A 25,379-nucleotide genomic window follows, 5' to 3' on the forward strand; every position below is an offset into this window, starting at 1 on the left:
TTGAGCACGCGTTCGTTCAAGAAATGCCCCTTGGGATGCAGATGAGGACCGGGCGGGTTTGACGGATGTCCACCAAGCGCTGCTACTACGAGACGCTGGAAGTTGAGCGTTCTGCGGACGATTCAGTCCTGAAGACCGCTTTCCGCAAGCTTGCGATGAAATGGCACCCGGACAAGAATCCGGGCGACCAGACCAGTGAAATCCGCTTCAAGGAAATCAACGAGGCCTATGAGGTCCTGAAGGACCCGCACAAGCGCGCGGCCTATGACCGCTTCGGTCATGCAGCCTTCGAGCAGGGCATGGGCGGCGGTGCGCATGGCTTCGGCAACGATTTCGGCTCGGCGTTCAGCGATATCTTCGAAGGCATCTTCGGGATGGCGAGCGGCCGGCGTTCCGGCGGGCGCGAGCGCGGTGCGGACCTCCGCTACAATATGGAGATCACGCTCGAGGAGGCATTCTCGGGCAAGACCGCGCAAGTGCACATTCCGACATCGGTCACGTGCGAGGCGTGCTCGGGCACAGGCGCGAAAGCTGGCTCGAAACCGAAGGCCTGCGCGATGTGCGGCGGTGTCGGCCGGATCCGTCAGGCACAAGGCTTCTTCCAGGTCGAACGCACCTGCCCGGGCTGCCACGGCCGCGGCCAGACGATCGAAGATCCGTGCACCGCGTGCTCGGGCTCTGGGCGGGTCCTGCGCGAGCGCTCGCTATCAGTGAACATTCCTGCCGGCGTCGAGGACGGCACGCGCATCCGGCTTGCCGGCGAAGGCGAGGCAGGCGTGCGCGGCGGGCCGCCGGGCGATCTGTATATCTTCCTGTCGCTCTCGCCGCATGATTTCTTCCAGCGCGACGGTGCCGATCTGCATTGCCGTGTGCCGGTCTCGATGGTGACCGCGGCGCTCGGTGGTGAGTTCGACGTGCCGACGATCGAGCGCACCAAGAGCAAAGTGAAGGTGCCGGCAGGAACGCAGTCCGGTCGCCGATTCCGCATTGCGTCAAAGGGCATGCCAGTGCTGCGCTCGCGCCAGGTCGGCGATATGTACGTCCAGGTTGTAGTCGAAACCCCACAGAACTTGACGAAAAAACAGAAGGAGTTGCTGGCGGAATTCGAGAAGCTTTCGTCCGACGAGACTCAGCCGGAAGCCGAAGGTTTCTTCGCCCGCGTCAAGGACTTCTTCGGCGCGCGCGCTTGAGACGTGCCGTTCCAGCGCCGACTCATTTGCTTGACCGGTTTCCTATTGCTCTATACGTCTATGACGGGTCCGTGACACCCGTTCGGTAGCGAAATGCCTTTGCAGTCCTCCCTGCGCGTCCAAAAGAAGCCTCCGCGTCTTGACGACGAGGTCCGCTTTCTCCGCTCGTGGATTGAAAAGCCGCTGCATGTGGGGGCTGTCATGCCCTCCAGCAAAGTGCTCGCCCGCACCATGGCGCAGTTCGTCAACCCGAACGCACCCGGTCCCATCGTCGAGCTCGGCCCCGGCACCGGCGCCATCACCAATGCGCTGATCGAACGTGGCGTCGATCCATCCCAGCTCGTGCTGGTTGAATACAACCCCGGATTCTGCGCGCTTCTGCGTGACCGTTTCCCCACGGCCACAATTGTCCAGGGCGACGCCTATTCGCTGCGCGAATCGCTGTGGCAGACACTGGCCATTCCGGCCTCGGCCGTCGTCTCCGGCCTGCCGCTCGTGACCAAACCGATGCGCCAGCGCGTGAAGCTCCTGCGCGAGGCGCTGGCGCTTTCCCATCCGGGTGCCCCGTTCATCCAGTTCACCTACTCCGTCGCTCCGCCGATCCCGAAATCCCTTCCGGGAGTCTCGACGCGCGCGTCGGAGCGGATCTGGTTGAATATTCCGCCTGCGCGGGTCTGGGTCTATCGCAAGGGATAGCCGAGTTGTGCGATAGAGGCGCGGTCGGTTGATTCAAGTCCGCGGCAACTCTTTCGACGAGCTGATGGCCACAGTCAAAATCCTGATCATTCCCGGTTCACTCCGGACCGGCTCGCTCAACGCGCGGCTCGCGGCGGTGATCGCCAAGGAATTTGCAGTCGCCAATGTCGACGTGACGCGGTTGTCGCTCGCGGACTATTCACTGCCGATCTATGACGGCGATCTGGAGGTGAAGTCGGGCGTGCCGAAGAGCGCCGTCAACCTCGAACGCATGATGAGCGCGCATCATGGCATCGTGTTCGTCACGCCCGAATACAACTCCTCACTGCCGCCGCTCGTGAAGAATGCCATCGACTGGGTTACCCGGGTCGAGGATCGCGGACGGACGCAGGGACAGGTGTTTCGCGAGCGTGCATTCGCAATCGCCTCGGCATCAGAAGGACGGCTCGGTGGTTCGCGCTGTCTGGCCGCGCTGCGGCTGATCCTCTCCGGCTGCCGTGCCACCGTCATTCCCAATCAGCTGGCGCTGTCGTTCGCCGACCACGCCTATGACGATGCGGAGCGGCTGAAGCACAAGGCAGACGCCGATACATTGCGGGCGATGGTGATGCAGCTGATCGACGTGGCGCAGCAGATGACGAGGGGGATATGATTGCATCGAACCAGGCGCGCGCGCGCACGCAACAGAGAGGCGGGATGAGCGAAGACATCAGCCCGCGCGACTGCCTGATAGTCGCGCTCGATCTGCCCTCGCTTGCCGAGGCCGAAGCTATCGTCGCGCGGCTTGGCGACAGTGTGTCGTTCTATAAGATCGGCATGGAACTGACGTATGCCGGCGGCCTCACGCTGGTCGAGCGGCTTGTGGGGGACGGCAAGAAGGTCTTCATCGATCTGAAGCTGCACGACATTCCGAACACGGTGGAACGCGCCACCCGGCAGATTGCCAAACTCGGTGCGAGCTTCCTGACGGTGCATGCCTATCCGCAGAGCATGACAGCCGCACTGGCAGGCGTTGCCGGGTCGGAATTGAAGCTGCTCGCTGTGACGGTCATGACGTCCTACGACGACGCCGACCTTGCCGCCGCCGGATACGCGTTCAGCGTGAAGGACCTGGTCGCCCGCCGGGCGGTGCAGGCGAAGGAGGCAGGCATTCACGGGCTCGTCCTGTCGCCCGAAGAAGTGGTGAATGTTCGCGCGCTTGTCGGCCCGCAGATGAGCCTGGTCACGCCCGGCATTCGACCGGCAGGCGCCGCGGTCGGAGACCAGAAGCGGATCATGACGCCCGCTTTGGCAATTGCCGCCGGCGCCGATCATCTCGTGGTCGGTCGACCGGTCACCGGTGCGGCCGATCCGGTCGCGGTCGCCGAGCAGATCGTGGCCGACATCGCTTCAGCGCGCCAATCGAGCAAAACGGAGCGCAAGTAGCGGGTCGACCTTCAACGGAGGGCAAGATGGCGAAGGGCTATTGGATCGGACGCGTCGACATCCACAACATGGATGGCTACAGGGGCTATGTCGAGGCGAACGGCGAAGTGTTCCGGAAGTATGGCGCCCGCTTCCTTGTCCGCGGCGGACAGTTTGAGACGCGGGAGGGCACATCACGTTCGCGAAACGTCGTGCTCGAGTTCAAGGACTACGCCACTGCGCTCGCCTGCTACAACTCGCCGGAATACCAGAAGCTGGTCGCGATCCGCGCACCGCATTCAACCGCCGACATCGTCGTCATCGAAGGCTATGATGGGCCGCAGCCTTAAGGTGCCCGGCCCTGAAAGGGCGAGGGGCGACAACTACCGTCCGAGATTCTCCGGCACGATCAGCGGCACGTAGCCGAACACGCCGGGCGAATCCGGGTCGACGATGATGCGAACGGCGTGGATGTCGTCTTCGCCGTACACCATCAGCTTCATCACGTTCGGAATTGGCTTGCCGCGACTGTTGCGCATCGGTTTGAGCTCGATGAAGTGCTCGTCGCCGTTGATCACCAGCACTGGCTTGCCGAAGGCGCGCGCGCCCCGGTCGATCGCGTCGAGGATCCTGGCGAAGCCGGATTGGCGCGGCATCGCGCCGTTCGGAAAGCGCGCCTGGTCGAACTCCGCCTGCATGAAGATGACTATCGCCTTTGCGTTGGTCTCTTGCGCCTGCCTGAAGCCGTCATCGATCCACACGACATTGGCGGCATCGCGCGCGAAGAACTCAGTCGCTGCGGCCGGGTCCTGCGCTTCGAAGCCGTTGTTCGAACCGACGGCATGCACACTGATGAAATGCACGTCGTTCTTGCTGAAGCGCGCATTTTCCACATGGCTTGCGTAAGTCGTCATGATCTGCGCCTGGCTTTCGACCGTCATCGGCGCCTTGCCGAGCGATCGTCCGGGCTCCGGAAAGAACATCGTGCGCAGCTTTGCCAGTCGCTCGCGCGGATCGAACGCGCCAGCCTCTGGCCGATGGCAATCGGTCCACTCGTTGTCGCCGGGCGTGTAGATGAGTGGCCCCTCGAAGGTCTGGATCTGGTCGAGCGCGCGCTGCAACTCCGCATCCGTGCAGGGCGTGCCGCCGGCTTTGATGTCGCCGACATGGATCGTGAATGCGGGCTTGAGGCTGTTGACTGCGGCGATCAGCCTGTCGAACTTCGAAATATCACCGGGGAGCTTATAGGGCATGTCGCCCAGCGCGACGAAAGAGAACGCTCTGTCTCCACCGACGGTTTCCGCGGCCCATGCTTCCGTGGTCAAGGCCGGCGCCGCCATCAGTGCGATCGCAAGCGTGGCCAGGCGACAGAGCATCGGCAACCTCCGAAATAATTAAAATGGCAGGGAATCGTGACCGTCGCTTGACGTTCCGCGGCACGGTGAGTTGCCGCGCGCGACAAGCGCAGCTATACCGCACGGATTGCGGAGGACGGAAGACATGTCCGACATGCGCTTGATCGTGGCCGGTGCCGGCGGCCGTATGGGCCGTACGCTGGTGAAGACTATTTCGCAGACGAAGGGCGCGGTGCTCACCGGCGCGCTGGAGGCGCCGGGTTCGGCTTTGCTCGGACAGGATGCTGGCGTGCTCGCCGGGCTCCCGGCCAACGGTATCGCATTGTCCGCAGATCTTTGGGAACTTTCAAAAGACGCTGACGGCGTGATCGATTTCACCGTGCCGGCGGCGTCCATCGCCAACGTCGCCATCGCGGCGCAGCGCGGGATCGTGCATGTGATCGGCACGACCGGGTTGTCGGAATCCGACGAAGCGGTGATCCGCTCGGTCACCTCCCGCGCCATCGTCGTGAAATCCGGCAACATGAGCCTCGGCGTCAACCTGCTCGCGGCGCTGGTCAAGCGCGTGGCGAAGTCACTGGACGAGGATTTCGATATCGAGGTGCTGGAAATGCACCACAAGATGAAGATCGATGCGCCGTCCGGCACGGCGCTTATGCTCGGCGAAGCGGCGGCGAAGGGGCGCGGCGTGCGCTTGAGCGAGCGTTCGGTGCGGGTGCGTGACGGGTATACGGGCGAGCGACGACCGGGCGACATCGGTTTCGCCACGCTGCGCGGCGGCACGGTGGTCGGCGATCACACGGTGATCTTCGCCGGCGCCGACGAGCGGATTGAGCTCAGCCACAAGGCCGGTGACCGCGCGCTGTTCGCTACCGGTGCGGTGAAGGCCGCACTGTGGGCGCGCAACCAGAAGCCCGGCTTCTACACCATGGCCGACGTGCTCGGCCTCGGCGACTTCTAAAGGTCGCATCTTGAATCGGAGTGAGTAGGAATGAGTGAGCGTCTTCTCGTCCTGGTGCGTCACGGACAAAGCGAATGGAATCTGAAGAATCTCTTCACCGGATGGCGTGACGTCGACCTGACTGAGCTCGGTGTGAAAGAGGCGCGCGAAGCGGGCCGCAAGCTCAAGGCGCAGGGAGTGGGATTCGACGTCGCCTACACGTCGGCCTTGAAGCGCGCTCAGCGAACGCTCTCGCTCGTACTGGAGGAGATGGGCACGACCGGACTGCCGATCTCGAAAGACCAGGCGCTGAACGAGCGCGACTACGGCGACCTGGCAGGATTGAACAAAGACGATGCGCGCAAGAAGTGGGGCGAGGAGCAGGTGCACATATGGCGCCGCTCCTACGACATCGCGCCCCCCGGTGGTGAAAGCCTGAAGGATACGCTTGCCCGCACCCTGCCCTATTACGTGCAGGAGATCCTGCCGAGCGTGCTGCGCGGTCAGCGCACCGTTGTCGCCGCGCACGGCAACTCGCTGCGCGCGCTGGTGATGGTGCTCGAGCGGCTGTCACCGGAGGGCATCCTCGCGCGCGAAATCGCGACCGGCGTGCCGATCATCTATCGTCTTAATGCGGACTCGACGGTGGCATCCAAGCTCGATCTCGCGGCCTAGATTTTTCGGTTCAGGCCGCCTGTGGCGTTATACGCGCGCCGCCGCCCCTTGCCGTGTAAGGCTGCACGAACAGAGTAACGAAGCTCGCCGTGAACGCCGCCAGGGCCAGTATCGACATCAACGTGCGCAGCCCGTTCCAAAGCGTCCAGGGTTCGAGATAGTCACGCCAGATTCTCGGCGCGTCCTGCGGTGTCGGCGTGACGGTCGCCAGAGCCTCGTTCAGCGGCACACTGCAAAGCATCGTCACCATGAACGCGCCAACGCCGTAGATCGCGGTACCGCTCAGCGCGAACGCCAGCGGCCAGCCGCCGGCGCCGATGAGAAGAACAATCGCGACAGCGCCGAACGCCAGCGTGCCGAAGAATGAGAAAGCGAAGGTCGCGTTACGCACGACGGCGTTGATGCCCTGCATGGCTTTGATCGCCGACTCCGGATCAGTCGCCGCAAGTCCTGGCATGACCGAGCAGTAATAGGCGTAGAAGAATCCCGAAATCAGGGCCGAGGTGAAAATACAGAGTGCGAGAATAGACAGGCGTACCGAGCGCGTAGTCATCAATGCCCCCATCCGAACCGCTAGATCTGATCCAGATTTACTGGATCACATCGTTGCTTCTCTATTCGAGAGGCATGATCAGTCCGAAACATGATCCAGTCCGAAAACCGGTATCCATTTGTCGGGATCATGCCCTGCCGTTCAAGCAACGACGATAAGAGTCCGGATGGCAACGGTCATGTTACATTTTGGACATGTCCGGCTTCCCAGCCGAGCATCGCCTGTTTGCGTGTGACGCCCCAATGATAGCCGGTGAGCGCGCCGCTTTTGCCGAGCACGCGATGGCAGGGCACCACGAAGGAAATCGGATTTTTGCCGACCGCGGCGCCTACTGCACGCGACGCTTTGGGACTGTCGATGCGGCATGCGACGTCCGAGTAAGTGGTCGCGCGGCCCATTGGAATCTTCAACAGCGTCTCCCAGACACGGACTTCGAAGTCAGTGCCGATCAGCACGACGCGCAGCGGCTGGTCTTCTCGCCACAGCGTGGGGTCGAAGATACGCCGGGCGAGACTCGCGGTGCCGGGGTGATCTTCGAGATACGTGGCTCGCGGCCAGCGTCGTTGCATGTCGGCCAGCGCGGCATGCTCCTCGCCCGCGTCGGCGAAGGCGAGACCGGCGAGGCCGCGTCCGCTGGCGATCACGATGGCAGTGCCGAACGGCGAGGAATGAAAACCATAACGAAGCGTCATGCCGGCGCCGCCCGCCTTCCATTCGCCGGGCGACATGGCCTCGTGGGTGACGAACAGGTCGTGCAGCCGGCCGGGTCCGGAAAGGCCGCTCTCGAGCGCCGCGTCGAGCACGCTCGCCGAATCGCGCAGCAGGTTCTTTGCGTGATCCAGTGTCAGCGCTTGCATGAACGCTTTTGGCGTCAGTCCCGCCCAGCGGCGGAACAGGTGGTGCAGCTCGTCCGGCGTGACCGACGCGGCGTCGGCGATCGCTTCGATCTCAGGCTGGTCGCGCCAGTTCTCCGAGATGAAGGCGATGGCGCGGCGCACTGAATCATAGTCACGCAGCGCTGCGTTGTACGGGCCCGGCTTGGCCGGGCGGTGATTGGTCATGGTGAGGTTCATCATCATGGGAGTGATGTAGGCCTTGGCAGCCATGCGAACCACCCGATTTCCGACCCCGGGCTAGTTCACCGGATTATGGTCGATCCCGCGTTTCGCCGCGCCTAACGCGGCCGTTAAGGCCTTGGCAAAGCTGTCTTTTTCCTCAGGGCCGAGGAAGCTCGCGATGCTGAGGCTCCGCCCGCGGGAGACCAGCGCGAGCCGCTCGACGCCGAATTCCTCGTCGGCCTCGACATCCAGTCGCACCCAGAGCGGATTGAAGGTCCATTCGGACACGGCGCCGAGATGGCTAACGCGCCGCACATGCAAGGCCGAGGGGGTCACCGAGATTTCCTCATAGGCGGCGGCGCGATGGAAGTTCACCTTGAACGCCCAGTAGATCGCCAGTGCATCCAGACCGAAGAATCCGAGTACCGGCCATGCGCCCATCGAGAGAAAGACAAAGCCGGCAATGAAACTGACGACGCAGACAAACCCCATCAGCAACAGAAAACCGGTCCGGTTGAGCGACCGGTGCGGTGTGAGCAACGCGGAAAACAGCGTCGGCTCGTCGTCAAATGAATTGCCTGCGCTCATCGTCGTTCACTATACCGGGCCATGGCCAAAAAGACGATCTCAGCGGCGAAAAAGACGAGGGGCGGCCCTGCAAAATTGCCGCGCAAACCTGCCGCAAAGTCGCCAAAGCCAATCAAAAAAACTGCAAAGGCCCTCAAGCCTTCACCTAAGCCCTGGAGTCCCGAGGAGGTCAGGGAAGCGTTCCTGCGCTTTCAGAGGGCCAATCCCGATCCGCGTGGCGAGCTTGAGCACCTCAATCCGTTCACGCTCGTGGTGGCGGTCGCGCTGTCGGCGCAGGCGACCGATGCAGGCGTCAACAAGGCGACCCGCGAGCTGTTTCCCGTCGCCGACACCCCGCAGAAGATGCTGGCACTCGGCGAGGAGCGGCTGCGGGACTACATCAGGACCATCGGCCTCTACCGCAACAAGGCAAAGAATGTCATTGCGCTGTCGCAGAAGCTGATCGACGAGTTCGGCGGTGAAGTCCCGCGTTCACGCGAGGCACTTCAATCGCTCCCCGGCGTCGGGCGCAAGACCGCCAATGTCGTGCTGAACATGGCGTTCGGTGAGCCGACGATGGCTGTCGATACGCATGTCTTCCGCGTCGGCAACCGCACCGGCCTCGCGCCTGGAAAGACCCCGCTCGACGTGGAACTCGCGCTCGAGCGGGTGATCCCAAAGGAGTTCATGCTGCACGCGCATCACTGGCTGATTCTGCATGGGCGCTACACATGCGTCGCGCGCAAGCCGCGCTGTGGCGTGTGCATCATTGCCGACCTCTGCCGCTGGCCCGAGAAGACTGCGCAGGACTAGAACAGCGACTGCTGGCCGTGCGACCAAGATCATGGTCGCTGGGCTCGTCTCAATCTTCAGCGTCCATCTGGTGGAGTTTTGCGACGCGGCGGCGGAATTCCTCGTCGGTCGAGAATTCGGCGGAGAGATAGGACGAGATCAGATCACTGGCGAGCCATGGGCCGACGATCTTCGCGCCGATGCACATGACATTGACGTCGTCGTGCTCGACGCTCTGATGTGCGGAGTGGATGTCGTGGCAGACCGCAGCGCGGATGCCCTTCATCTTGTTGGCTGCGATCGAGGCTCCGACGCCGGTGCCGCAGACCATGATGCCCCGCTCGACCTCACCCGAGGTGATTTTCCGGGCGACCTCGCGGGCGATGTCGGGAAAGTCGACCGGCTTGTCGTCGTGGGAGCCGACATCGACGACCTCATGGCCGAGCGATTTGATGTGGTCGATGACGTGCTGTTTGAGCGACCAACCGGCATGGTCTGAACCGATCACGAGGCGCATGGGGACTTCCTGTTTCAGTTTGGAGATGAGGCCCGGCGCCCGACGGGGACGCCAGCATATGGTGTGAGCAGCGCTTTTTGGATCAGACGTTCGTACGCAGATCCAGTGCGCCGGTGCGGTGTCCCTGACGTTCCGATCAGCCTTACCGCAATCTCAGCCATCGGAACGTCAGAACGGGACATTAGCCGCGCATGTTCTCGGGCAGCTCGGTGCCGTGGAACTTCTTGTAGATTACGTTGAGCTTCCCGTTCTTGAGGTTCTGCTCGACCCAGGCATTGAGCTTCTCGAGCAGCTTCGGCTCACCTTTCTTCAGGCCGATGGCGAGGTCGAAATTGGTGATCGAGACCTTTGGCTCGAACGGACGCGAGGGCGCCTTGACGCCGATCTGGGAAACGATCGTCGCCGAGGTCGCCACGCAGTCAGCCTGGCCGGAGACTGCGGCCGTCACCATCGTTGCATCGTCCTCGTAGCGGGCGAGCTTGAGGTCGCGGTCCTTCATGTTGGTCAGCGTCGTGTCCTGGGTGGTGCCGCGCGAGACCGCGATGGTCTTGCCCTTCAGATCGTCCCAGCTCTTCGCCTCGACCGATTTCAGGCAGCCGACGACGGACTGCAGAGCGGCATAGGGCTTGGAGAAGTCGATGACCTTTGCGCGCTCGGGGGTGACGGACAGCGTCGAAATGATGATATCGGCCTTGTTCGTTTGCACATTGGGAATTCGTGTCGCGCCCGTGGTCTGAACGAATTCGAGCTGCAAGCCCCAGTCCTTGGCGAGCAGTTCGGCAGTCTCGACATCCGAGCCCGTCGGCTTCATGGCGCTGTCGATCATTCCCGAGGGCGGAATTGCGAGGTCTGTGGCAACGCGGATCTTGCCGGTCTTGGTGATGTCGTCGAGCAGGTCCGCTTGGGCGGCGTGGACGGTGCAAGCCAGCGCAACTGACACTGTGGCGATTGTGAGAGTTCGTTTCATCCTTGGTCTCCTTTCCCTTGCTTGTCAGAGCCCGGTTCCGACGAACTGGGCGAGTTCCGGCGTGGCCGGTGTCGTGAGGATCGAGGCAGTTCCGGCTTCGTGGACCTTGCCCTCGTGCATGAACACCACGTGGCGGGCGATGCCCCGTGCGAACCCCATCTCATGCGTAACGATGACCATGGTCATGCCGTCAGCGGCGAGCGCTTCGATGACCTTCAGCACTTCGCCGGTCAGTTGCGGATCGAGCGCGGACGTCACCTCGTCGAACAGCATCACTTTGGGCTGCATGGCGAGTGAGCGGGCGATCGCCGCACGCTGTTGCTGACCGCCGGAAAGCTGCTCGGGATAGGCATCGAGCTTCTCGGAGAGACCAACCTTCGCGAGCATGGTGGCGGCGAGCTCGCGGGCCGCCGCCTTGTGCATGCCCTTCACCGAGACCGGTGCGAGCATGATGTTCTGCGCGATGGTCAGGTGTGGAAACAGGTTGTAGCTCTGGAAGACGATTCCGACGTCCTGCCGCAGCGCGCGCAGGTCGATATCGGGCGCGTCGACGCGGCGGCCGCAGACGTGGATCTCGCCGGAATCGATCTTCTCGAATCGGTCGATACAGCGCAGCGCCGTGCTCTTGCCGGAGCCCGAGCGGCCGATCAGCACCAGAACGTCGCCGCGGCCCACTGAGAAACTGACGCCGTCCAGCACTTTGAGCGCGCCGAAGCTTTTGTAGACACGATCGAGAACGACGAGTGGGCTTTCCTGCATCATGTTCTTCTGCCTTGTCAGGTCGGCATCAGCTTCGCACGACCCACGCCCATCCGACGCTCGAGGCGGCGGCTGAGGAGCGAGATCGGGAAGCAGAGGGCGAAATAGATCACAGCGACGATCGCGTAGATCAGGAAGGGTTCGAACAGCGAGTTGTTGATGATCTGCCCGGACCGGGCGAGTTCGACGAAGCCGACGACCGAGGCCAGCGAGGTATTTTTGATGATCTGGACCATGAAGCCGACGGTCGGCGGCGTGGCGATGCGGACGGCCTGCGGCAGAATGACCTTGAGCATTCGCTGCGTGCGGCTCAGGCCGAGCCCCTCAGCGGCCTCCCATTGCGGTCGCGGCACAGACTGAATGCAGCCGCGCCAGATCTCGCCGAAATAGGCGCCGACATAAATAGTCAGCGATGCGCCCGCAGCAGCGAGCGGCGTCATCGGAAAGCCGAGCGCAGCCAGGCCGAAGAAGCCGAGGAACATGATCACCAGCAGCGGCGTGCCTTGGACGAGTTGCACGTAGGCGCCGCTGGTCAGCCGCACCAGCTTGTTTGGAGAAACGCGCGCGAGCGCGATCAGGAAGCCGACGAGCCCGCCACCGATGAGTGCGATGGCCGAGAGCCCGATCGTCCAGAGCGCGCCCTGGCCGAGGAAAAGAAGATGGTTTGCGTTGAGTGACCCGCCCATGACCGACCTCTAAAGCGAGGTGCCCAGACGCCGGCGGCGCGGGAAGAGGATGAGCCCGAGCGCCCAGAAGGCAGCGCGCAGGACGAGCGACAGCACGACGTAACACAGCGCTACGAGGATATAGGTCTCGAAGGCGCGATAGGTGTCGGACTGCACGTAGTTGGCAACCGCCGTCAGCTCCTCGGCGGAGATTTGCGACGTGACTGACGAAGCCAGCATCAGCAGCACGAACTGGCTGGTCAGCGAGGGATAGACTTTTTCGATCGCCGGCAACAGGATGACATGCCAGTAGACCTGGACGCGTGAGAGGGCGAGCCCCTCCGCGGCCTCGATCTGGCCGGTCGGAATCGATTCGAAACCGGCACGCATGATCTCGGCTGTATAGGCGCCGACATTGATGGCGAGCGCGACGGCTGCCACCGAGAACGCCGAAAACTTGAAGCCGATGCTCGCAAGGCCGAAATAGACCAGAAAGATTTGCACGAGCAGCGGCGTGTTGCGGATCGCCTCGACATATCCGGCGCAGAGCGCGGCGATGAAACGGTTGCTGCTGCCGCGGCCGACCGCACAGAGCGTACCAACAGCACCGCCGATCAGAATCGCCATGAAGGCGAGCTCCAGCGTCATCACCGCGCCGTCGAGAAAGAGCGGCCAGCGCTCCAAAACGACGGAGAAGTCGAGGTTCAGGCCCATCGCCGCGGTCAGGCCCGGTTGGTCATGCGGTCGTAGACGCGGAACAGCGCCTGGTTGCCGTTGCTGCCTTCACAATGAGCGCGCGCCTCGACGTACTGACTCGTGACCAGCGCGGTGGCCGGCAGCGGCACCGAGAGCGCCTGCGCCTGCTCCTGCACGAGACGCAGATCCTTCAGCATCAGGTCGATGCGGAAACCTGCGCCGGCGTCACCGGCGATCATTGCGGGCCCGAGCTTGTCGAGCATCCAGGAGGCGGCGGAGCCACCGAGCAGGACCGTGCGCATCTGTTCGAGGTCGACGCCGCAGGCGCGACCGAGTGCGATCGCTTCGCAAACCGCCTGGATGTTGATCCCGCAGATCAGCTGGTTGCAGAGCTTGACCGCCTGGCCGGCCCCGGACGCTCCGACATGCGTGATCGTCGTCCCGATGCCGCGAAAGAAGGGCTCGGCCCTGGCGAAAGCCTCGCTTTCACCGCCGGCCATGATCGTCAGCGCTGCATTCTTGGCGCCGATCGGTCCACCGGAAACCGGCGCGTCGATGAAGTCGGTGCCCGCAGCCTTGAGGTCGGCGTGCATCCGGCGCACGGCAGCCGGAGAGATCGTGCTCATGTCAACGATAAGGCGGCCGGCAGGAGGCGATGCCAGCAAGCCGCCTTCGCCGTAAATGACCTCTTCGACTTGAGGCGTGTCAGGCAACATGGTGATGGCGACGTCAGCGCCGGCTGCGGCCTCGGCCGGGCTCTTCGCAGGCTTTGCGCCTTCGGCGACGAGTGCGTCGACGGCGCTGCCGAGGATGTCAAAGGCTGTGACCTGATGGCCGGCTTTCATCAGGTTGCGCGCCATTTCGTGACCCATTGTGCCGAGCCCGATGAAGCCGACGCTGCCTTTGTCACTCCGTCCCATGTCCTGTCTCCGTCTTCGCTTACGTGCTTCACTCGCTTTGCGCGGTGCGTGCGTCCGCCCGGTCGCCTTCTCCAATGACGGCCCGGCGCCGGTATTCGTCGCCAATGGCAAAATGGCGCCGCAGCGTCACCTCGGCGCGGTCGGGATCGCGTTTGACGATAGCGTCGAAGACGCGCTTGTGATCGTCGACGAGATAACTCTTCATCGAATCGAAGCGCTGCACGAGCAGGCGCCGGTTACGGTGTGAAATCGCAAGCAGTGTCGCCATGGATTCGTGCAGCATGGCGAGTGTCGGCGAGCGCGCGGCAAGCACGATGGCGCGATGGAAGTCGAAATCGGCCGCACTGCCCGTATCGGCGTCGTCGATCGTCTCGCCAATCCGGATGAGCGCGCGCTGAAGCTTCTCAAAATCGGCGATCGTGGCACGCTCGCAGGCCAGTCTGACGGCCTGACACTCGATGGCGATACGCGCCTCCATGACATCGTCAATGAGGTCCGCCTGCTGGGCCAGCGCGAGGGTGAAAAAATCCTTCAGCGCCGAAGCGTCTGGTCGCTTCACGACAGTACCGATGCGGTCGCGGATTTCGACGATGCCGAGCATATGCAGCGCACGCAGCGCTTCGCGCACGATCGGCCGGCTGACGCCGAGCTGCCTGACGAGCTCGCGCTCGGCCATCAGGCGTTCGCCCGGTTTCAGCGTGCCGTCGAGCAGCCGCTCCCGCAGGTAGGCCAAGACCCGTTCGAATCCTGATGCGCTGTCTGCGCCTGAGCTTTCCATCCCTGAAACCCAAGGTCATCTTGTTCTGGTAAGACCAGTACGATGACCAAGCGCCCGCGGTCAAGAGGTCCAGATTGTCGGCATCCTGAGGATGTGAGCTCGCGACCGCTGCTTGGCAGATCTGAAACTCTCGGCCGCGTCACCACCTGTGCAAATGCCGGATGTGAAGATCAGCACGCTCAACGTGTGCGAGTGTCCGTTCGGCGCTCGATCGCAGCCGGGAGCCGAGAGGTGATACGACCGTCAGAGCCGCGACGCCGGCGCGCTAAGCCGCTGTCGGCGGGGTATCGACCGGCTCGAGCAGCTCGGGCCGGGGGCCTGACAGGCGCTTGTACATGTGCACCATGAAGGCTGTGCCGAACAACGGCGTTGCCAGGTTGACGATGGGGATCGAGACAAACGCGGCAATGAAGCAGCCGGCCGCAAACACGGTTCCCGCGTGCTGTTTGCGGAACGCCTTTGCCTCTCCGATCGGACGGAAGCGCATGGCCGCGAGCAGAAAATACTCGCGGCCGAGCAGATAGGCGGCGACCAGAAAGAACACGATTACGCCCAGGCCCGCGAAGAAGAAGAACGGCAGCGCCAAGAGATACAGCAGGACCGCGAGCAGCGCGGTCTTCAGGCTCTCGACGAGCGCGCGCGAAAGGGGCAGCGCAACGCCCGGACGTTCAGCCGGATAGTGCACGCGTTCGACCTCCTCGGCGACATCGTCGACGAAGATGCTGGCGATCAGCGCTGTGACCGCGGGCATCAGGAATACGGCGCCGATGACGATGCCGAGGGCGGCTGCGATCGAAAGGATCCAGGCGAGAATGTTCAGCGGTGTATCGAAGCCTGGGCCGAGCAAGGTCTCCGCCCACAGTTCGCCGGATGTGGCGAACCAGCTCAACAGACGCTGCAAAGCGATCGCCACGACGGCAATCACTGCGAGCGCCAGCCCGACCGATCGCCATAGGATTCGGCGCATTGGCGGCGACAGGATTTGCGACAGCGCCTTTGCGGCTGCGTCGAGCATGGCGGGGCCTCCGGCAAAACCTGCGCAGAAGTAGCCACGCTGTGGGGCGGCCGCAAGGGAAAGATCAGCGAAGCACGAGCACGCAGCTGGCTCACCTGCGCCGCAGGCCGACGGGCGAACCCGGACGTGCGGCTATAGAGGAGATGGCGTCGGGCCGGCATCGCCGGCCTTCTCGCTCCTCGATGAGCTCCGTTTCAGAAGTTCGGATCACCTTGCAGCACGCACCAGCTGCGATCGTCGGACGAAATTCGTGCGCCGCGACGTTGGCGGGAATTCCAATTCAACGCTTCAGGGAGCCGACGGCTGTCACTTCTTCAAAAGCAGACGTTTGCGCCGCTTCGTCAAGCGCCTGAGGAGCCAGCGACGGCGCTTTGCGTGGACGTGGAAACGGGTCGAAAGCACCCGCCACCTCCTCAAGCGGCTTCGGTTTGTCTGCCCAGTGCAGGGCGGTGTAATCGAATCCTTCCTCGATGGTCGGCTTGACAACCGCGAAGTAGGGCGAGATGTCGAAGTCGCGCGGCATGTAGAGCGACGAATCGCGAATGTGCAGGATGGCGCGGCGCGCCTTGCGGCTGCCGGCCTGGGTGACCTTCGGCAGAATGGGATAGCGCACCGCTTCGAAAGCCTGCGCAATCAGCGCCGAGCAGATGATCCGGGTCGGGTCGCCGGACCCCATGGCGATCATCCGCCGCCGCCACTTCTGCGGGATCGGCAGCGGAATGAGATATCGCATCAGGTCAACGATGTTCTTGGTGTCGTAACCGAAGCCGACGCGGTTGATGGCATAGCGACACACCGTCTCCCGATCTTCGTACGACAATCCGACCGGACGGCAGAGGCGCGTGTGATAGGCGAAGTATTTCGACAGCGGTGCGGTGACGACCCCTTCGCCGATATTGGCCTCGATCATTACATGCTGCTCGCCGTTCGGCTCGGAGGCGCCGTCGATCGGCCCAACGAACAGCGCAGCGTGCGACCACGTCGATTGGGTCAGATACTTGATGACGCCCGAGATGCGATTGTTGCCTTCAACCAGGAGCACGTCGCCCGGCTGGATGACATTCCGCAGATGCTCCGGGTCGCTCGGCGTAAACGGTTCGAACCCGATCGCTTCGTGCTGAAGGTAGCGGGCGATCCACTTTCCGATCGTGTCGAGCATGATGCCCATGATCGTTTCCCAAAAGCGGTTCGTTCTGCCCGCTCTGCCCCGAAATGTTCGTCAAAAGATTTTCAATTTAGTTCATGCTATGGCTGATCGAAATAATCAAACGTTTACCATGAGGCGTTGCCGCAGCGTCCGCGATCGGGCAAGTTCGCGCGATGTTCCCGTTCTCTGACAGGTCGCGCTGACTTCCGGAAGCTATGACATGACATTTTCGCGCCGCGATTTCTTGGCCGCGTCGGTCGCCGCCATGGCACTTCCAAAACTGGCGCTTCCGGGCTCCGCCCGCGCCGCGACCGTTCCGCTGCCGCGGGATATCGAGATCGTCGTCGTCGGTGCGGGCGCAGCAGGCATCGCGGCAGCGCGGCGGGTGATGGCGGCAAACCGCAAGGTTGTGGTTGTCGAGGCGTCCAACCGGATCGGCGGCCGGTGCTGGACCGACACCGAAACATTCGGTGTGCCGTTCGACCGCGGCGCCCGCTGGATCTATTCGCAGAGCACCAGTCCGCTCGCGCGACAGGCTCGTTCGGTCGGAATGGATGTCTATGCGGCCCCGCAAGCTCAGAAGATCAGGATCGGGCGGCGCAATGCCCGCGCCGGCGAGACGGAGGATTTCCTCGCCACCCTCGTTCGCACCAACCGGGCGATCGCCGACGCCAACCGCAAGGCGGATATTTCGGCGCTGGAAGCAATGCCGCGAGATCTCGGCGAATGGGCGAAGATGCTCGAGTTCACACTTGGGCCGGCAACGGCGTCGAAGGACCTGAAAGAGGTTTCGGCGTTGGATCTGGCCCGCCTCGAACCGCGCGACGCTGGCGCGTTCTGCCGTCAGGGTCTCGGCGCCTTGGTGGCGAAGCTTGCCGAGCCTGTGCCGATCGCGATCGGGCAACCCGTCACGCGCATCATTTGGGGCGGACGGGATCTCGCAGTCGAGACGGCCTCGGGGCGCGTCACGACCCGCGCCGTCATCGTCACGGCATCGACGAACGTCCTTCTGTCGGGAAAGCTGAAGTTCGCGCCTGACCTGCCAAGCCGGCATCTCGACGCCGCCGCAAAGCTTGCCCTCGGCAGCTACGACCATATCGCGCTGGAGCTTCCAGACAATCCGCTCGGCCTGCAGCGTGACGACTGCTTCGTCGAAAAGAGCGACAGCAACAAGACCGGGTTGCTGCTCGCAAACATCGCCGGCACGTCGCTCTGCACCGTCGACGTCGGCGGCAGTTTCGGCCGCGACCTCAGCGCCCAGGGCGAGGCGGCGATGGTGGCGTTTGCACTCGAATGGCTGGAGAAGCTCTACGGCAGCGAGGTCAAGGCGGCGGTCAAGCGCTCGGCCGTGACGCGCTGGAATGCGTCGCCGTTTGTCCTTGGTGCGATTTCGGCCGCGGCGCCCGGCGCGCAAGGCTCGCGCAGGATTCTGATGGAGCCGCTCGGCAGCTTGATGTTTGCGGGCGAGGCGGCGCATGAAACGCTATGGGGCACAGTGAGCGGCGCCTGGGAGTCCGGCGAACGCGCCGCCGAAGCGGCCCTGCGCCGCATCGGCGCGCTGAAACCTGATCCTGCCGAGCAGCCGCGCCGCAAATCGAGACGTAGAGCGCGTTAGTCGTTCGAAGAACGGCGTCGCGTTGCTTGCCTATGACAGTCCGTCCCAAAGCAATGATTTCCTGGTCCAGCGGTAAGGACAGCGCGTTCTCGCTTCACGAGGTTCGCCGCGCGGGCGAGATCGACGTTGTCGGCGCGCTGACGACGGTGACGGAGAATTTCGGCCGGGTCTCGATCCACGGTGTACGGGAGGAGATCTTGCGCGCGCAGCTTGACGCCGCAGGGCTGCCGGCAACGGTTGTGCCGATCCCTTACTCTTGCCCGAATGAAGTCTATGAAGCGCGGATGGGTGAAGCGATCGCGCAGGCCAAAGCCCAAGGCATCACTCATATGATCTTCGGCGACCTGTTTCTCGAAGACATCCGCAAGTATCGCGAGGAAACGTTGCGCGGTACGGGCGTCACGCCGGTGTTTCCGCTCTGGCTCCGCCCGACGCCGCAGCTCGCGCGCGACATGATCGCCAACGGTCTTGAGACATACATCGCTACCGTCGACCTGAAGAAGATGCCGGCAGCATTCGCCGGCCGGTGCTTTGATCAGCGGCTGCTGGACGAGCTTCCCGCGAGCGTCGATCCGTGTGGCGAGAACGGTGAGTTTCACACCTGTGTGGTTGGTGGTCCGATGTTCTCGAAATCGCTACCGGTCGTGCCTGGCGAACGGGTCCAGCGCGATGGATACGCGTATTGCGATCTCTTGCTTACCGCCCCAGCAGCGGGTCGAGCGCGGGCAGACTGACGACGGCGGCGAGCGCGATCAGCGTATAGCAGACGCGACGAAACAGCGTGTCACTGGCGACACCGAACAGCCGCGCGCCGATGAAAAGGCCAAGCCCGTAGACAGGTCCGACGAGCAGCGCGAGCTTGACGACGTCGGTCGTCAGAATGCCGCCCACAAGATAGCTTGCGAACGCAATGACGTCGGACATGGCGAAATACAGGATGATGTTGGCGCGCGCGAGCGCGCCGGGAAGTGGCTGGCCGAGCCAGTAGGCCACAACCGGCGGCCCGCCGGTCTGCGCCAGGCCGCTGCAAAATCCCGCGACCCCACCGACACCAATCGTCGCGGCGGGATGCGCCTTTCCGTGATAGCGCCAGCCTGAGATCAGGAGCACCAGCAGCGCGGCGACGAAGGCTGCGATGATCCATCGGGTGGTGACTGAATCGAACTGCGTCAACGCGTAGGTGCCGAGCGGTATGGTCAGCAAGCCGCCAAGCACCATCAAGACGACCGCCTTGCGGTCCGCCTGCTTCCAGGCATTCGGGGCGAAGGGTGCGGCCGCAACGAGATCGATGACCAGCAGCAATGCTGCGACCGTGCGCGGCGCCGCTACCGTGCTTGCCAGCGGCATGAAGATCAATGCCGCGCCGAAACCGGAGAAACCGCGTGCGATGCTTGCGATCAGCGCTACCGCCATCAGCGCGACCAGCGCAAAAACGCTGACGTCGGATGGCAGCAGAGCGCTCATCCCCGCAGGCTCCCGCCCGTCTTCTTCGTGACCTCAGCGACGACCTTTGCCGCTACGGCATCGATCTCCTGATCGGTCAGCGTCTTCTCACGCGGTTGCAGCGTAACGGCGATGGCGATGGATTTCTTGTCCGGCTCGATACCCTTGCCCTCGTACACGTCGAACACCGTCACGCCGGTGATCAGCTTGCGATCCGCAGCCTGCGCCGCGCGGACGATGTCGCCCGCCTTCGCGCTCCGATCGACGATGAAGGCGAAATCGCGCGATACGGGCTGGAACGGAGAGAGTTCGAGCAGCGGCTTGGCCCGGGTCGGCCTGGCCTTCGCGTCGGGAATGCGGTCGAGGATAACCTCGAAGGCAACGATCGGTCCCTCGGCGCCGAGCGCTTCGAGCGCGCGGGGATGCAGCTCGCCAAAGCTGCCGAGAATATTCTGCGGTCCCATCTGAATGGTGCCTGACCGCCCGGGATGCAACCACGGGGCGCCCCCTGCGACGACCTGCAGCGCCTGGATCGGGGCGCCCGCGGCAGCCAGAACCGCCATTGCGTCCGCCTTTGCATCCAGCGCGGTGGCTGCGGCCGAGCCGGACCAATGCCGCCCGAGCCCGGCCGACGTCGCAAGGCCGCGCCGCACACCGCTCGCCGCCATCAATTGATCTTCCGGCTGGTCGCCCTTGAAGATCTGGCCGACCTCGAACAGCGCCGCATCGGCGAAGCCGCGGTCCGCATTTCGCTGACTGGCCGCTACCAGCCCCGGAACAAGGCTCGGGCGCATATCCGACAGATCGGAAGCAATCGGATTGGCGAGGGCAAGCTCCGACTGACCGCCGCCGAACAGTTCGGCCTGGGGCCTTGCAACGAATGACCACGTCACCGCCTCGACCAGACCCCGCGCAGCGAGTGCGCGCTTGGCGCGGCGCGTGCGCAGCTGGATTTGGGTCAGGATCGGCTTGCGTGGGGTCTCGCCGCGCTCGAACGGGACGAGCGGCACGCGATCGACGCCAACGATGCGAACGATTTCTTCGACGATGTCCGCCTTGCCGAGTACGTCCGCGCGCCACGACGGCACTGCGATTTTCACGACCGGCCCGCTGCCCGCGACCGTGAAGCCCAGATGGCCGAGAATGCGGCGCATCTCGACCAAGGAGACTTCGATGCCGGCGAGGCGCTTCACCTCGTCTAGCGGAAAATCGATGATACGATCGTCACCGAATGATTGCCCGACGACAACAGTCTCGGAAGGCGTGCCGCCGCACAAGTCCATCACCAGCTTCGTTGCGAGCTCAAGACCAGGAACCATGAATGCCGGATCGACACCGCGCTCGAACCGGTAGCGCGCATCGGAATTGACGCCGAGCTTGCGTCCGGTGTGCGCGATGTTGATGTCGTTCCAGAGTGCCGATTCGATCAGCACGTCAGTCGTCGTTTCCGAACAGCCGGATGGTTCGCCGCCCATGATGCCGGCGAGCGACAGGACGCCGGAAGCGTCGGCGATGACGCACATCGAATCGTCGAGCGTATAGGTCTTGCCGTCGAGCGCGAGCAGGCTCTCTCCAGGCTTGGCGCGGCGCACCACGAGGTCGCCTTTCACCTTCGCCGCATCGAACACATGCAGCGGCCGGCCACGGTCATAGGCCATGTAGTTCGTGATATCGACCAGCGTGTTGATCGGCCGCAGGCCGATCGCAGTGAGCCGCTTCTGCAACCACTCCGGCGAAGGCCCGTTCTTGACGCCGCGGATGAGACGCAAGGCAAAGCCCGGACACAGCGTCGTATCGTCCACCGTCACCTTCACCGGCGACGGAAATTCGCCCTTGATCGGCTTTATCGCGGGCTCTTTCAGCGTGCCCATGTCGGCTGCCGACAGGTCGCGGGCGATGCCATGGATCGCCGTGCAATCCGCGCGGTTGGGCGTCAGGTTGATCTCGATCACCGGATCGCCGAGCTTCGCCCATTCGGTGTATTGCACGCCGACCGGCGCATCCTCAGGCAGATCGATGATGCCGTCGTGATCGTTGGAGAGTTCGAGTTCCGCCGCGGAGCAGAGCATGCCGCGGCTTTCGACGCCGCGGATGGTGCCGACGCCAAGCGTGATGTTCTTGCCCGGAATGAAGGTGCCCGGCGGCGAGAACACGCTCTTCATGCCGGCGCGCGCGTTTGGCGCGCCGCAGACCACCTGCACCGGCGCGCCGGACCCCGTATCGACCATGCAGACCCGCAGCCGGTCAGCATTTGGATGTTGCTCGGCTGAAATCACCTTGGCGATGGTAAAGGCTGAGAGCGCCTTCGCTTTGTCGTCGATGTGCTCGACCTCGAGCCCGATCATCGTCAGCTTGCCCGCAAGCTTCTCGAGCGGCTCGTCGGTGTCCAGATGATCCTTCAGCCAGGACAGGGTGAATTTCATGACTTACGCTTTCGTCCGATTGTCGCCAGCGAGTGCACGTGCAGGCTCGATCGCTTCTTTGGCAAGAGGTCGTGCCGGGAACTGAGCGTCTTGCTCAATCGCAGCGTCGCTCACGTCGACAACCCTCCGGCCAATGTCGGGACCTCGAGCGGCTTGAAGCCGTAGTGATTGAGCCAGCGCACGTCGCCTTCGAACATCTGTCGCAGATCGGCGATGCCGTATTTCAGCATCGCGATGCGGTCGATGCCCATGCCCCACGCAAAGCCCTGGTAGACATCCGGATCGATGCCGCAGTTGCGCAGCACGTTCGGATGCACCATTCCGCAGCCGAGGATTTCGAGCCAGTCTTCGCCTTCGCCAAACCGGATCTCGCCCTTGTCGCGGCGGCACTGGATATCGACCTCGAGCGACGGCTCGGTGAAGGGGAAGAACGAGGGACGAAAACGCATGTTGACGTTGTCGACCTCGAAGAACGCCTTGCAGAATTCCGCGAGTATCCATTTCAGGTGGCCGAGGTGGGAGCCCTTGTCGATCACCAATCCTTCGACCTGATGGAACTGCGGCGTGTGGGTCGCATCCGAATCGATGCGGTAGGTGCGGCCGGGGGCGATGATGCGGATCGGCGGCTTCTGCGCCAGCATCGCCCGCACCTGCACCGGCGACGTGTGCGTGCGCAACAGCAGCCGCGAGCCGTCCGGCTTCGGATTGAAGAAGAACGTGTCGTGCATGTCACGCGCCGGATGGCCTTCCGGAAAATTCAGCTTGGTGAAGTTGTAGTCGTCGGTCTCGATGTCCGGACCTTCGGCGATCGCAAATCCCATGTCGGCGAAGATGGCAGTCAGCTCGTCCATCACCTGGCTCAGAGGATGGATGCGTCCCTGTTCGGCCGCGCTCTCGCGAACGGGAAGCGTGACATCGACCGTCTCCGACGCAAGGCGGGCATCGAGCGCCGCCGACTTCAGAACGTCGCGTCGTGCCGTCAACGCCTCGGTCACCTTGTCCTTGACTGCGTTGATTGCCGCCCCTTGCGTCTTGCGTTCGTCCGGTGCCATCTTGCCGAGCGTCGCGAGCAGTGCAGAGATCGAGCCCTTCTTGCCGAGTGCACCGATGCGGACGTTTTCGAGCGCGGCCTCGTCTGCGGACGCGGCGATGGCGGCCAAAATTTCGGTTTCGAGTTTGCCGAGGTCGGACACGAGAAAATCCTTAAATTTCAAGGCTGCCGGTTGTCACCGGAGCGATGGGGCAGGTCAAGTGGGATAAGTGCTTTCGAAAAGCCGTGAAGCAGCAACGTCTGCCGCCAGAGCCAAGTCTGACCAGCCGAATCTGATCCAACCCTGGGAGCCGCCCGCCATGCACCGCCCACTCGTTGCCGCGTCGCTTCTTGTGCTTTCGTTCGCGCCAGCCGTCGCCGAAGACTGCCCGGTCAAATCCATGGCCCCGGCTGAGGTCGAAAAGCTCATCCTGGCGGCGCCGTCCTGCGAACAGGGTCTGAAGATCTTTCAGAGCTGCGGTATGGGCGGCACCAGCGATGTCATCGTCGGCGCAGTCGTCGTCGTAAAGTGTGAAGCCGTCTTCGAGGGCAAGCTTTCTGCGCGTCAGCAGCGCGCCTACGATCGCGCGCAGGCGGCATGCGACAAGAAGTACGCGAGTGAGTCCGGCTCGATGTACCGCTCTCTCACGGCCTTCTGTTCCGCCGAGGCAGCCGCACGCATGGCGAAGCAGGTTTCGAAAACCGTTCCTGCAACGCCCGCGAAGAAGTAGCCCGGCTTAAGCCGCCTTTTGATCAGGCAGCCTTGGGCAGCGCAGCCTTGGCCTTCTCGACGATCGCCTGAAACGCCGCCGGCTCGTGGATCGCCAGGTCCGACAGCACCTTGCGGTCCACCACAACACCGGACTTCGCAAGGCCGTCGATAAATCGGCTGTAGGTGAGGTCGAATGGGCGTACTGCCGCGTTGAGGCGCTGGATCCAGAGGGCACGGAAGGTCCGCTTCTTGCGCTTGCGATCGCGGAAGGCGTACTGGCCGGCCTTCTCCACCGCCTGCTTGGCGACACGGATGGTGTTCTTGCGGCGGCCGTAATAGCCCTTGGCGGCCTTGAGGACTTTCTTGTGCTTGGCGTGTGAGGTCACACCGCGTTTGACGCGAGCCATGACTGATCTCCTTCAAATCGAATGCAATGAGGTTGGAATGCGCCGTCGTGGACAGCGCGGCTCTCGCTCGATCAGTCGTTCGGCAAGAAATACTTCTTGATGTTATCGCCGTCGGTCTTGAACAGCACGTTGGTGCCGCGGAGCTGGCGAATCTGCTTCGGCGTCCGCTTGATCATGCCGTGGCGTTTGCCGCGCTGGGCGTATTTGACCTTGCCTGAGGCGGTGACTTTGAAGCGCTTTTTGGCGCCCGATTTGGTCTTCAACTTGGGCATTTGGCTCTCCTAATGCCGGCATACAGACAGGCCCGCAAGCGGGCGTCCGGCCGGAAATGCTCGTTAGAGCGTTGAAATTGCTCGACTATTTCGAAACGAAACTGTCGGCACGGCCGCCGCCACGGCAGCCCTTATTCAGCCGGGCGGCGAAGGCCGGCCTTATGACAGACGAATGGCCGAATGGCAACGGTTGTGTCGGACAGGACAGGTCAGGTCAGGCGCCCCCTCGCAGGGTTTGGCGCGAGAGGATCGACACCAGCATCAGCCCGCCGATGAGCCCGATGTGTTCGACAACGAAGAACAGTTCGGTTTGCGCCTGTTCGCCGGTTACGGTCCAGAATGCGTGCGCAATGGGAATCGTGAGCGCCGTAAAGGCAGCAAGGGCGCCGGCGCCGAGCCACGTGTAGCGATTGAGGATCACGAGCAGTGAGCCGCCGAGCTGACAGATGATCGTCGCAATGTTGTAGGCCGTCGGCGGGTGCAGGCCAAAATGCGCCATCTCCGCCACGCCACCCTCGAAATCGATCGATTTTGCCAGGCCGCTCGCCCAGAACGGAAATGTCAGGATGATCCGCGCGAGCAGGGCGAATCCTTTCGAATCAAGCAGGCGCCCGATGATGGTCGGCATGTCGCCCCTCTTGCGTTAGTGCCCGGTTTTCGAAGTTCGTGATACATCGCGGCACCCTCCGACACGAACTTCGAGAGCTAAGAGGGCACCAGGAAAGATGCGATTCTAGTGCCGCTTTTCGATTTGAAATTCCTGGCACGAGCTTGCCGCAGGTG

General features: G+C 63.2%; 30 protein-coding genes. 11 read left to right on the forward strand and 19 right to left on the reverse strand.

The genetic code is table 11. The features are described from left to right. Positions 1-65 precede the first annotated feature (65 nt). From dnaJ to RCO31_RS31185, 5 genes are all read left to right on the forward strand, one after another. Positions 66-1,190 (forward strand): molecular chaperone DnaJ, encoded by a 1,125-nt coding sequence (gene dnaJ, locus RCO31_RS31165; protein WP_308972237.1) that lies wholly within the window; start codon positions 66-68, stop codon positions 1,188-1,190. Between the two features lie 93 nt (positions 1,191-1,283). After that, the gene (locus tag RCO31_RS31170) at positions 1,284-1,886 is read left to right on the forward strand and encodes an rRNA adenine N-6-methyltransferase family protein (protein WP_308972238.1); all 603 of its coding nucleotides are present in this window, start codon (positions 1,284-1,286) and stop codon (positions 1,884-1,886) included. Between the two features lie 64 nt (positions 1,887-1,950). Next, a complete protein-coding gene (locus tag RCO31_RS31175) occupies positions 1,951-2,538 on the forward strand; it encodes an NAD(P)H-dependent oxidoreductase (protein WP_308972239.1) in 588 nt (195 codons plus the stop codon). 44 nt (positions 2,539-2,582) lie between these two features. Then, entirely contained in the window at positions 2,583-3,311 is a 729-nt protein-coding gene (pyrF, locus tag RCO31_RS31180) for an orotidine-5'-phosphate decarboxylase (protein WP_308972240.1), read from the forward strand. Positions 3,312-3,337: 26 nt separating this feature from the next. Further along, positions 3,338-3,640 (forward strand): DUF1330 domain-containing protein, encoded by a 303-nt coding sequence (locus RCO31_RS31185; RefSeq protein ID WP_308972241.1) that lies wholly within the window; start codon positions 3,338-3,340, stop codon positions 3,638-3,640. A gap of 33 nt (positions 3,641-3,673) precedes the next feature. On the opposite strand, the gene RCO31_RS31190 is transcribed toward RCO31_RS31185, so the two are convergent. Beyond that, entirely contained in the window at positions 3,674-4,666 is a 993-nt protein-coding gene (locus RCO31_RS31190; RefSeq protein WP_308972242.1) for a hypothetical protein, read from the reverse strand. A 124-nt stretch (positions 4,667-4,790) separates the two neighbouring features. On the opposite strand from RCO31_RS31190, the gene dapB reads away from it, so the two are divergent. Next, positions 4,791-5,606, forward strand: coding sequence for a 4-hydroxy-tetrahydrodipicolinate reductase (gene dapB / locus RCO31_RS31195; protein WP_308972243.1), 816 nt, complete (start codon positions 4,791-4,793; stop codon positions 5,604-5,606). A 30-nt stretch (positions 5,607-5,636) separates the two neighbouring features. Beyond that, positions 5,637-6,260 (forward strand): 2,3-bisphosphoglycerate-dependent phosphoglycerate mutase, encoded by a 624-nt coding sequence (locus RCO31_RS31200; protein ID WP_308972244.1) that lies wholly within the window; start codon positions 5,637-5,639, stop codon positions 6,258-6,260. Positions 6,261-6,270: 10 nt separating this feature from the next. Here the strand turns inward: RCO31_RS31200 and RCO31_RS31205 are convergent, their stop codons facing one another. The 3 genes from RCO31_RS31205 to RCO31_RS31215 form a co-directional block, all read right to left on the reverse strand. Beyond that, positions 6,271-6,813 carry an anthrone oxygenase family protein gene (locus RCO31_RS31205; RefSeq protein WP_308972245.1) on the reverse strand — a complete coding sequence of 181 codons (543 nt, stop codon included), beginning with the start codon at positions 6,811-6,813 and terminating at the stop codon, positions 6,271-6,273. 176 nt (positions 6,814-6,989) lie between these two features. Further along, positions 6,990-7,889 carry a bifunctional helix-turn-helix domain-containing protein/methylated-DNA--[protein]-cysteine S-methyltransferase gene (locus tag RCO31_RS31210; RefSeq protein ID WP_308972277.1) on the reverse strand — a complete coding sequence of 300 codons (900 nt, stop codon included), beginning with the start codon at positions 7,887-7,889 and terminating at the stop codon, positions 6,990-6,992. Between the two features lie 57 nt (positions 7,890-7,946). After that, positions 7,947-8,459 (reverse strand): DUF2244 domain-containing protein, encoded by a 513-nt coding sequence (locus RCO31_RS31215; protein WP_308972246.1) that lies wholly within the window; start codon positions 8,457-8,459, stop codon positions 7,947-7,949. Between the two features lie 21 nt (positions 8,460-8,480). Here RCO31_RS31215 and nth point away from each other — a divergent pair, with 21 nt between their 5' ends. Then, positions 8,481-9,251, forward strand: a complete 771-nt coding sequence (gene nth, locus RCO31_RS31220; protein WP_374991559.1) for an endonuclease III — start codon at positions 8,481-8,483, stop codon at positions 9,249-9,251. Between the two features lie 49 nt (positions 9,252-9,300). Here the strand turns inward: nth and rpiB are convergent, their stop codons facing one another. From rpiB to RCO31_RS31265, 9 genes are all read right to left on the reverse strand, one after another. Further along, entirely contained in the window at positions 9,301-9,747 is a 447-nt protein-coding gene (rpiB, locus tag RCO31_RS31225; RefSeq protein ID WP_308972248.1) for a ribose 5-phosphate isomerase B, read from the reverse strand. Between the two features lie 181 nt (positions 9,748-9,928). Further along, positions 9,929-10,714: a transporter substrate-binding domain-containing protein gene (locus tag RCO31_RS31230; RefSeq protein WP_308972249.1), complete on the reverse strand. Its 786-nt coding sequence runs from the start codon at positions 10,712-10,714 to the stop codon at positions 9,929-9,931. Positions 10,715-10,738: 24 nt separating this feature from the next. Then, entirely contained in the window at positions 10,739-11,473 is a 735-nt protein-coding gene (locus RCO31_RS31235; RefSeq protein ID WP_308972250.1) for an amino acid ABC transporter ATP-binding protein, read from the reverse strand. A 17-nt stretch (positions 11,474-11,490) separates the two neighbouring features. Continuing rightward, complete coding sequence (locus RCO31_RS31240; protein ID WP_308972251.1) at positions 11,491-12,159, reverse strand: amino acid ABC transporter permease; 669 nt, start codon at positions 12,157-12,159, stop codon at positions 11,491-11,493. 9 nt (positions 12,160-12,168) lie between these two features. Next, complete coding sequence (locus tag RCO31_RS31245; RefSeq protein ID WP_308972252.1) at positions 12,169-12,852, reverse strand: amino acid ABC transporter permease; 684 nt, start codon at positions 12,850-12,852, stop codon at positions 12,169-12,171. Positions 12,853-12,860: 8 nt separating this feature from the next. Then, positions 12,861-13,865, reverse strand: coding sequence for an NAD(P)-dependent oxidoreductase (locus RCO31_RS31250; protein WP_308972253.1), 1,005 nt, complete (start codon positions 13,863-13,865; stop codon positions 12,861-12,863). Next, a complete protein-coding gene (locus tag RCO31_RS31255; protein WP_308972254.1) occupies positions 13,783-14,532 on the reverse strand; it encodes a FadR/GntR family transcriptional regulator in 750 nt (249 codons plus the stop codon). Before RCO31_RS31255 ends, RCO31_RS31250 begins: the two co-directional genes overlap by 83 nt. 265 nt (positions 14,533-14,797) lie before the next feature. Next, a complete protein-coding gene (locus RCO31_RS31260; RefSeq protein WP_308972255.1) occupies positions 14,798-15,547 on the reverse strand; it encodes a sulfate transporter family protein in 750 nt (249 codons plus the stop codon). A gap of 280 nt (positions 15,548-15,827) precedes the next feature. Further along, on the reverse strand, positions 15,828-16,715 hold the full coding sequence (locus RCO31_RS31265) for a YiiX/YebB-like N1pC/P60 family cysteine hydrolase (RefSeq protein WP_308972256.1): 888 nt from the start codon (positions 16,713-16,715) through the stop codon (positions 15,828-15,830). A 199-nt stretch (positions 16,716-16,914) separates the two neighbouring features. Here RCO31_RS31265 and RCO31_RS31270 point away from each other — a divergent pair, with 199 nt between their 5' ends. Both RCO31_RS31270 and RCO31_RS31275 read left to right on the forward strand, forming a co-directional pair. Then, positions 16,915-18,309 (forward strand): NAD(P)/FAD-dependent oxidoreductase, encoded by a 1,395-nt coding sequence (locus RCO31_RS31270; RefSeq protein ID WP_308972257.1) that lies wholly within the window; start codon positions 16,915-16,917, stop codon positions 18,307-18,309. A 32-nt stretch (positions 18,310-18,341) separates the two neighbouring features. Beyond that, positions 18,342-19,043 carry an ATP-binding protein gene (locus tag RCO31_RS31275; protein ID WP_308972258.1) on the forward strand — a complete coding sequence of 234 codons (702 nt, stop codon included), beginning with the start codon at positions 18,342-18,344 and terminating at the stop codon, positions 19,041-19,043. Here the strand turns inward: RCO31_RS31275 and RCO31_RS31280 are convergent. The 3 genes from RCO31_RS31280 to pheS form a co-directional block, all read right to left on the reverse strand. Then, complete coding sequence (locus RCO31_RS31280) at positions 19,006-19,773, reverse strand: sulfite exporter TauE/SafE family protein (protein ID WP_308972259.1); 768 nt, start codon at positions 19,771-19,773, stop codon at positions 19,006-19,008. The two genes, RCO31_RS31275 and RCO31_RS31280, sit on opposite strands and share 38 nt — an antisense overlap. Further along, on the reverse strand, positions 19,770-22,175 hold the full coding sequence (gene pheT, locus RCO31_RS31285) for a phenylalanine--tRNA ligase subunit beta (RefSeq protein WP_308972260.1): 2,406 nt from the start codon (positions 22,173-22,175) through the stop codon (positions 19,770-19,772). Before pheT ends, RCO31_RS31280 begins: the two co-directional genes overlap by 4 nt. Positions 22,176-22,285: 110 nt before the next feature. Then, positions 22,286-23,368, reverse strand: coding sequence for a phenylalanine--tRNA ligase subunit alpha (pheS, locus tag RCO31_RS31290; RefSeq protein WP_308972261.1), 1,083 nt, complete (start codon positions 23,366-23,368; stop codon positions 22,286-22,288). Positions 23,369-23,525: 157 nt separating this feature from the next. Between pheS and RCO31_RS31295 the strand changes: the two genes are divergently transcribed. Continuing rightward, positions 23,526-23,936, forward strand: coding sequence for a hypothetical protein (locus RCO31_RS31295; protein WP_308972262.1), 411 nt, complete (start codon positions 23,526-23,528; stop codon positions 23,934-23,936). A gap of 22 nt (positions 23,937-23,958) precedes the next feature. Here RCO31_RS31295 and rplT read toward each other — a convergent pair whose 3' ends face one another. The 3 genes from rplT to RCO31_RS31310 form a co-directional block, all read right to left on the reverse strand. Then, positions 23,959-24,324 (reverse strand): 50S ribosomal protein L20, encoded by a 366-nt coding sequence (gene rplT / locus RCO31_RS31300; RefSeq protein ID WP_308972263.1) that lies wholly within the window; start codon positions 24,322-24,324, stop codon positions 23,959-23,961. A gap of 71 nt (positions 24,325-24,395) precedes the next feature. After that, the gene (rpmI, locus tag RCO31_RS31305; RefSeq protein ID WP_034465169.1) at positions 24,396-24,596 is read right to left on the reverse strand and encodes a 50S ribosomal protein L35; all 201 of its coding nucleotides are present in this window, start codon (positions 24,594-24,596) and stop codon (positions 24,396-24,398) included. Positions 24,597-24,810: 214 nt separating this feature from the next. Then, a complete protein-coding gene (locus tag RCO31_RS31310) occupies positions 24,811-25,224 on the reverse strand; it encodes a DoxX family protein (RefSeq protein ID WP_308972264.1) in 414 nt (137 codons plus the stop codon). Between the last annotated feature and the right edge of the window lie 155 nt (positions 25,225-25,379).

It is taken from the genome of Bradyrhizobium sp. LHD-71 (assembly GCF_031157255.1).
Lineage (GTDB): Bacteria > Pseudomonadota > Alphaproteobacteria > Rhizobiales > Xanthobacteraceae > P52-10.

Excerpts from the sequence above, each read along its gene's own strand:
- rplT (WP_308972263.1), bottom strand. The coding sequence starts at position 24,324 with ATGGCTCGCGTCAAACGCGGTGTGACCTCACACGCCAAGCACAAGAAA.
- rpmI (WP_034465169.1), bottom strand. The coding sequence starts at position 24,596 with ATGCCCAAGTTGAAGACCAAATCGGGCGCCAAAAAGCGCTTCAAAGTC.
- pheT (WP_308972260.1), bottom strand. The coding sequence starts at position 22,175 with ATGAAATTCACCCTGTCCTGGCTGAAGGATCATCTGGACACCGACGAG.
- RCO31_RS31185 (WP_308972241.1), top strand. The coding sequence starts at position 3,338 with ATGGCGAAGGGCTATTGGATCGGACGCGTCGACATCCACAACATGGAT.
- RCO31_RS31215 (WP_308972246.1), bottom strand. The coding sequence starts at position 8,459 with ATGAGCGCAGGCAATTCATTTGACGACGAGCCGACGCTGTTTTCCGCG.
- dapB (WP_308972243.1), top strand. The coding sequence starts at position 4,791 with ATGTCCGACATGCGCTTGATCGTGGCCGGTGCCGGCGGCCGTATGGGC.
- RCO31_RS31295 (WP_308972262.1), top strand. The coding sequence starts at position 23,526 with ATGCACCGCCCACTCGTTGCCGCGTCGCTTCTTGTGCTTTCGTTCGCG.
- RCO31_RS31275 (WP_308972258.1), top strand. The coding sequence starts at position 18,342 with ATGACAGTCCGTCCCAAAGCAATGATTTCCTGGTCCAGCGGTAAGGAC.
- RCO31_RS31245 (WP_308972252.1), bottom strand. The coding sequence starts at position 12,852 with ATGGGCCTGAACCTCGACTTCTCCGTCGTTTTGGAGCGCTGGCCGCTC.
- dnaJ (WP_308972237.1), top strand. The coding sequence starts at position 66 with ATGTCCACCAAGCGCTGCTACTACGAGACGCTGGAAGTTGAGCGTTCT.
- RCO31_RS31210 (WP_308972277.1), bottom strand. The coding sequence starts at position 7,889 with ATGATGAACCTCACCATGACCAATCACCGCCCGGCCAAGCCGGGCCCG.
- RCO31_RS31205 (WP_308972245.1), bottom strand. The coding sequence starts at position 6,813 with ATGACTACGCGCTCGGTACGCCTGTCTATTCTCGCACTCTGTATTTTC.
- RCO31_RS31270 (WP_308972257.1), top strand. The coding sequence starts at position 16,915 with ATGACATTTTCGCGCCGCGATTTCTTGGCCGCGTCGGTCGCCGCCATG.
- RCO31_RS31175 (WP_308972239.1), top strand. The coding sequence starts at position 1,951 with ATGGCCACAGTCAAAATCCTGATCATTCCCGGTTCACTCCGGACCGGC.
- RCO31_RS31235 (WP_308972250.1), bottom strand. The coding sequence starts at position 11,473 with ATGCAGGAAAGCCCACTCGTCGTTCTCGATCGTGTCTACAAAAGCTTC.
- RCO31_RS31230 (WP_308972249.1), bottom strand. The coding sequence starts at position 10,714 with ATGAAACGAACTCTCACAATCGCCACAGTGTCAGTTGCGCTGGCTTGC.
- RCO31_RS31190 (WP_308972242.1), bottom strand. The coding sequence starts at position 4,666 with ATGCTCTGTCGCCTGGCCACGCTTGCGATCGCACTGATGGCGGCGCCG.
- pyrF (WP_308972240.1), top strand. The coding sequence starts at position 2,583 with ATGAGCGAAGACATCAGCCCGCGCGACTGCCTGATAGTCGCGCTCGAT.
- RCO31_RS31200 (WP_308972244.1), top strand. The coding sequence starts at position 5,637 with ATGAGTGAGCGTCTTCTCGTCCTGGTGCGTCACGGACAAAGCGAATGG.
- RCO31_RS31265 (WP_308972256.1), bottom strand. The coding sequence starts at position 16,715 with ATGGGCATCATGCTCGACACGATCGGAAAGTGGATCGCCCGCTACCTT.
- RCO31_RS31170 (WP_308972238.1), top strand. The coding sequence starts at position 1,284 with ATGCCTTTGCAGTCCTCCCTGCGCGTCCAAAAGAAGCCTCCGCGTCTT.
- rpiB (WP_308972248.1), bottom strand. The coding sequence starts at position 9,747 with ATGCGCCTCGTGATCGGTTCAGACCATGCCGGTTGGTCGCTCAAACAG.
- RCO31_RS31260 (WP_308972255.1), bottom strand. The coding sequence starts at position 15,547 with ATGCTCGACGCAGCCGCAAAGGCGCTGTCGCAAATCCTGTCGCCGCCA.
- nth (WP_374991559.1), top strand. The coding sequence starts at position 8,481 with ATGGCCAAAAAGACGATCTCAGCGGCGAAAAAGACGAGGGGCGGCCCT.
- RCO31_RS31240 (WP_308972251.1), bottom strand. The coding sequence starts at position 12,159 with ATGGGCGGGTCACTCAACGCAAACCATCTTCTTTTCCTCGGCCAGGGC.
- RCO31_RS31280 (WP_308972259.1), bottom strand. The coding sequence starts at position 19,773 with ATGAGCGCTCTGCTGCCATCCGACGTCAGCGTTTTTGCGCTGGTCGCG.
- RCO31_RS31310 (WP_308972264.1), bottom strand. The coding sequence starts at position 25,224 with ATGCCGACCATCATCGGGCGCCTGCTTGATTCGAAAGGATTCGCCCTG.
- RCO31_RS31255 (WP_308972254.1), bottom strand. The coding sequence starts at position 14,532 with ATGGAAAGCTCAGGCGCAGACAGCGCATCAGGATTCGAACGGGTCTTG.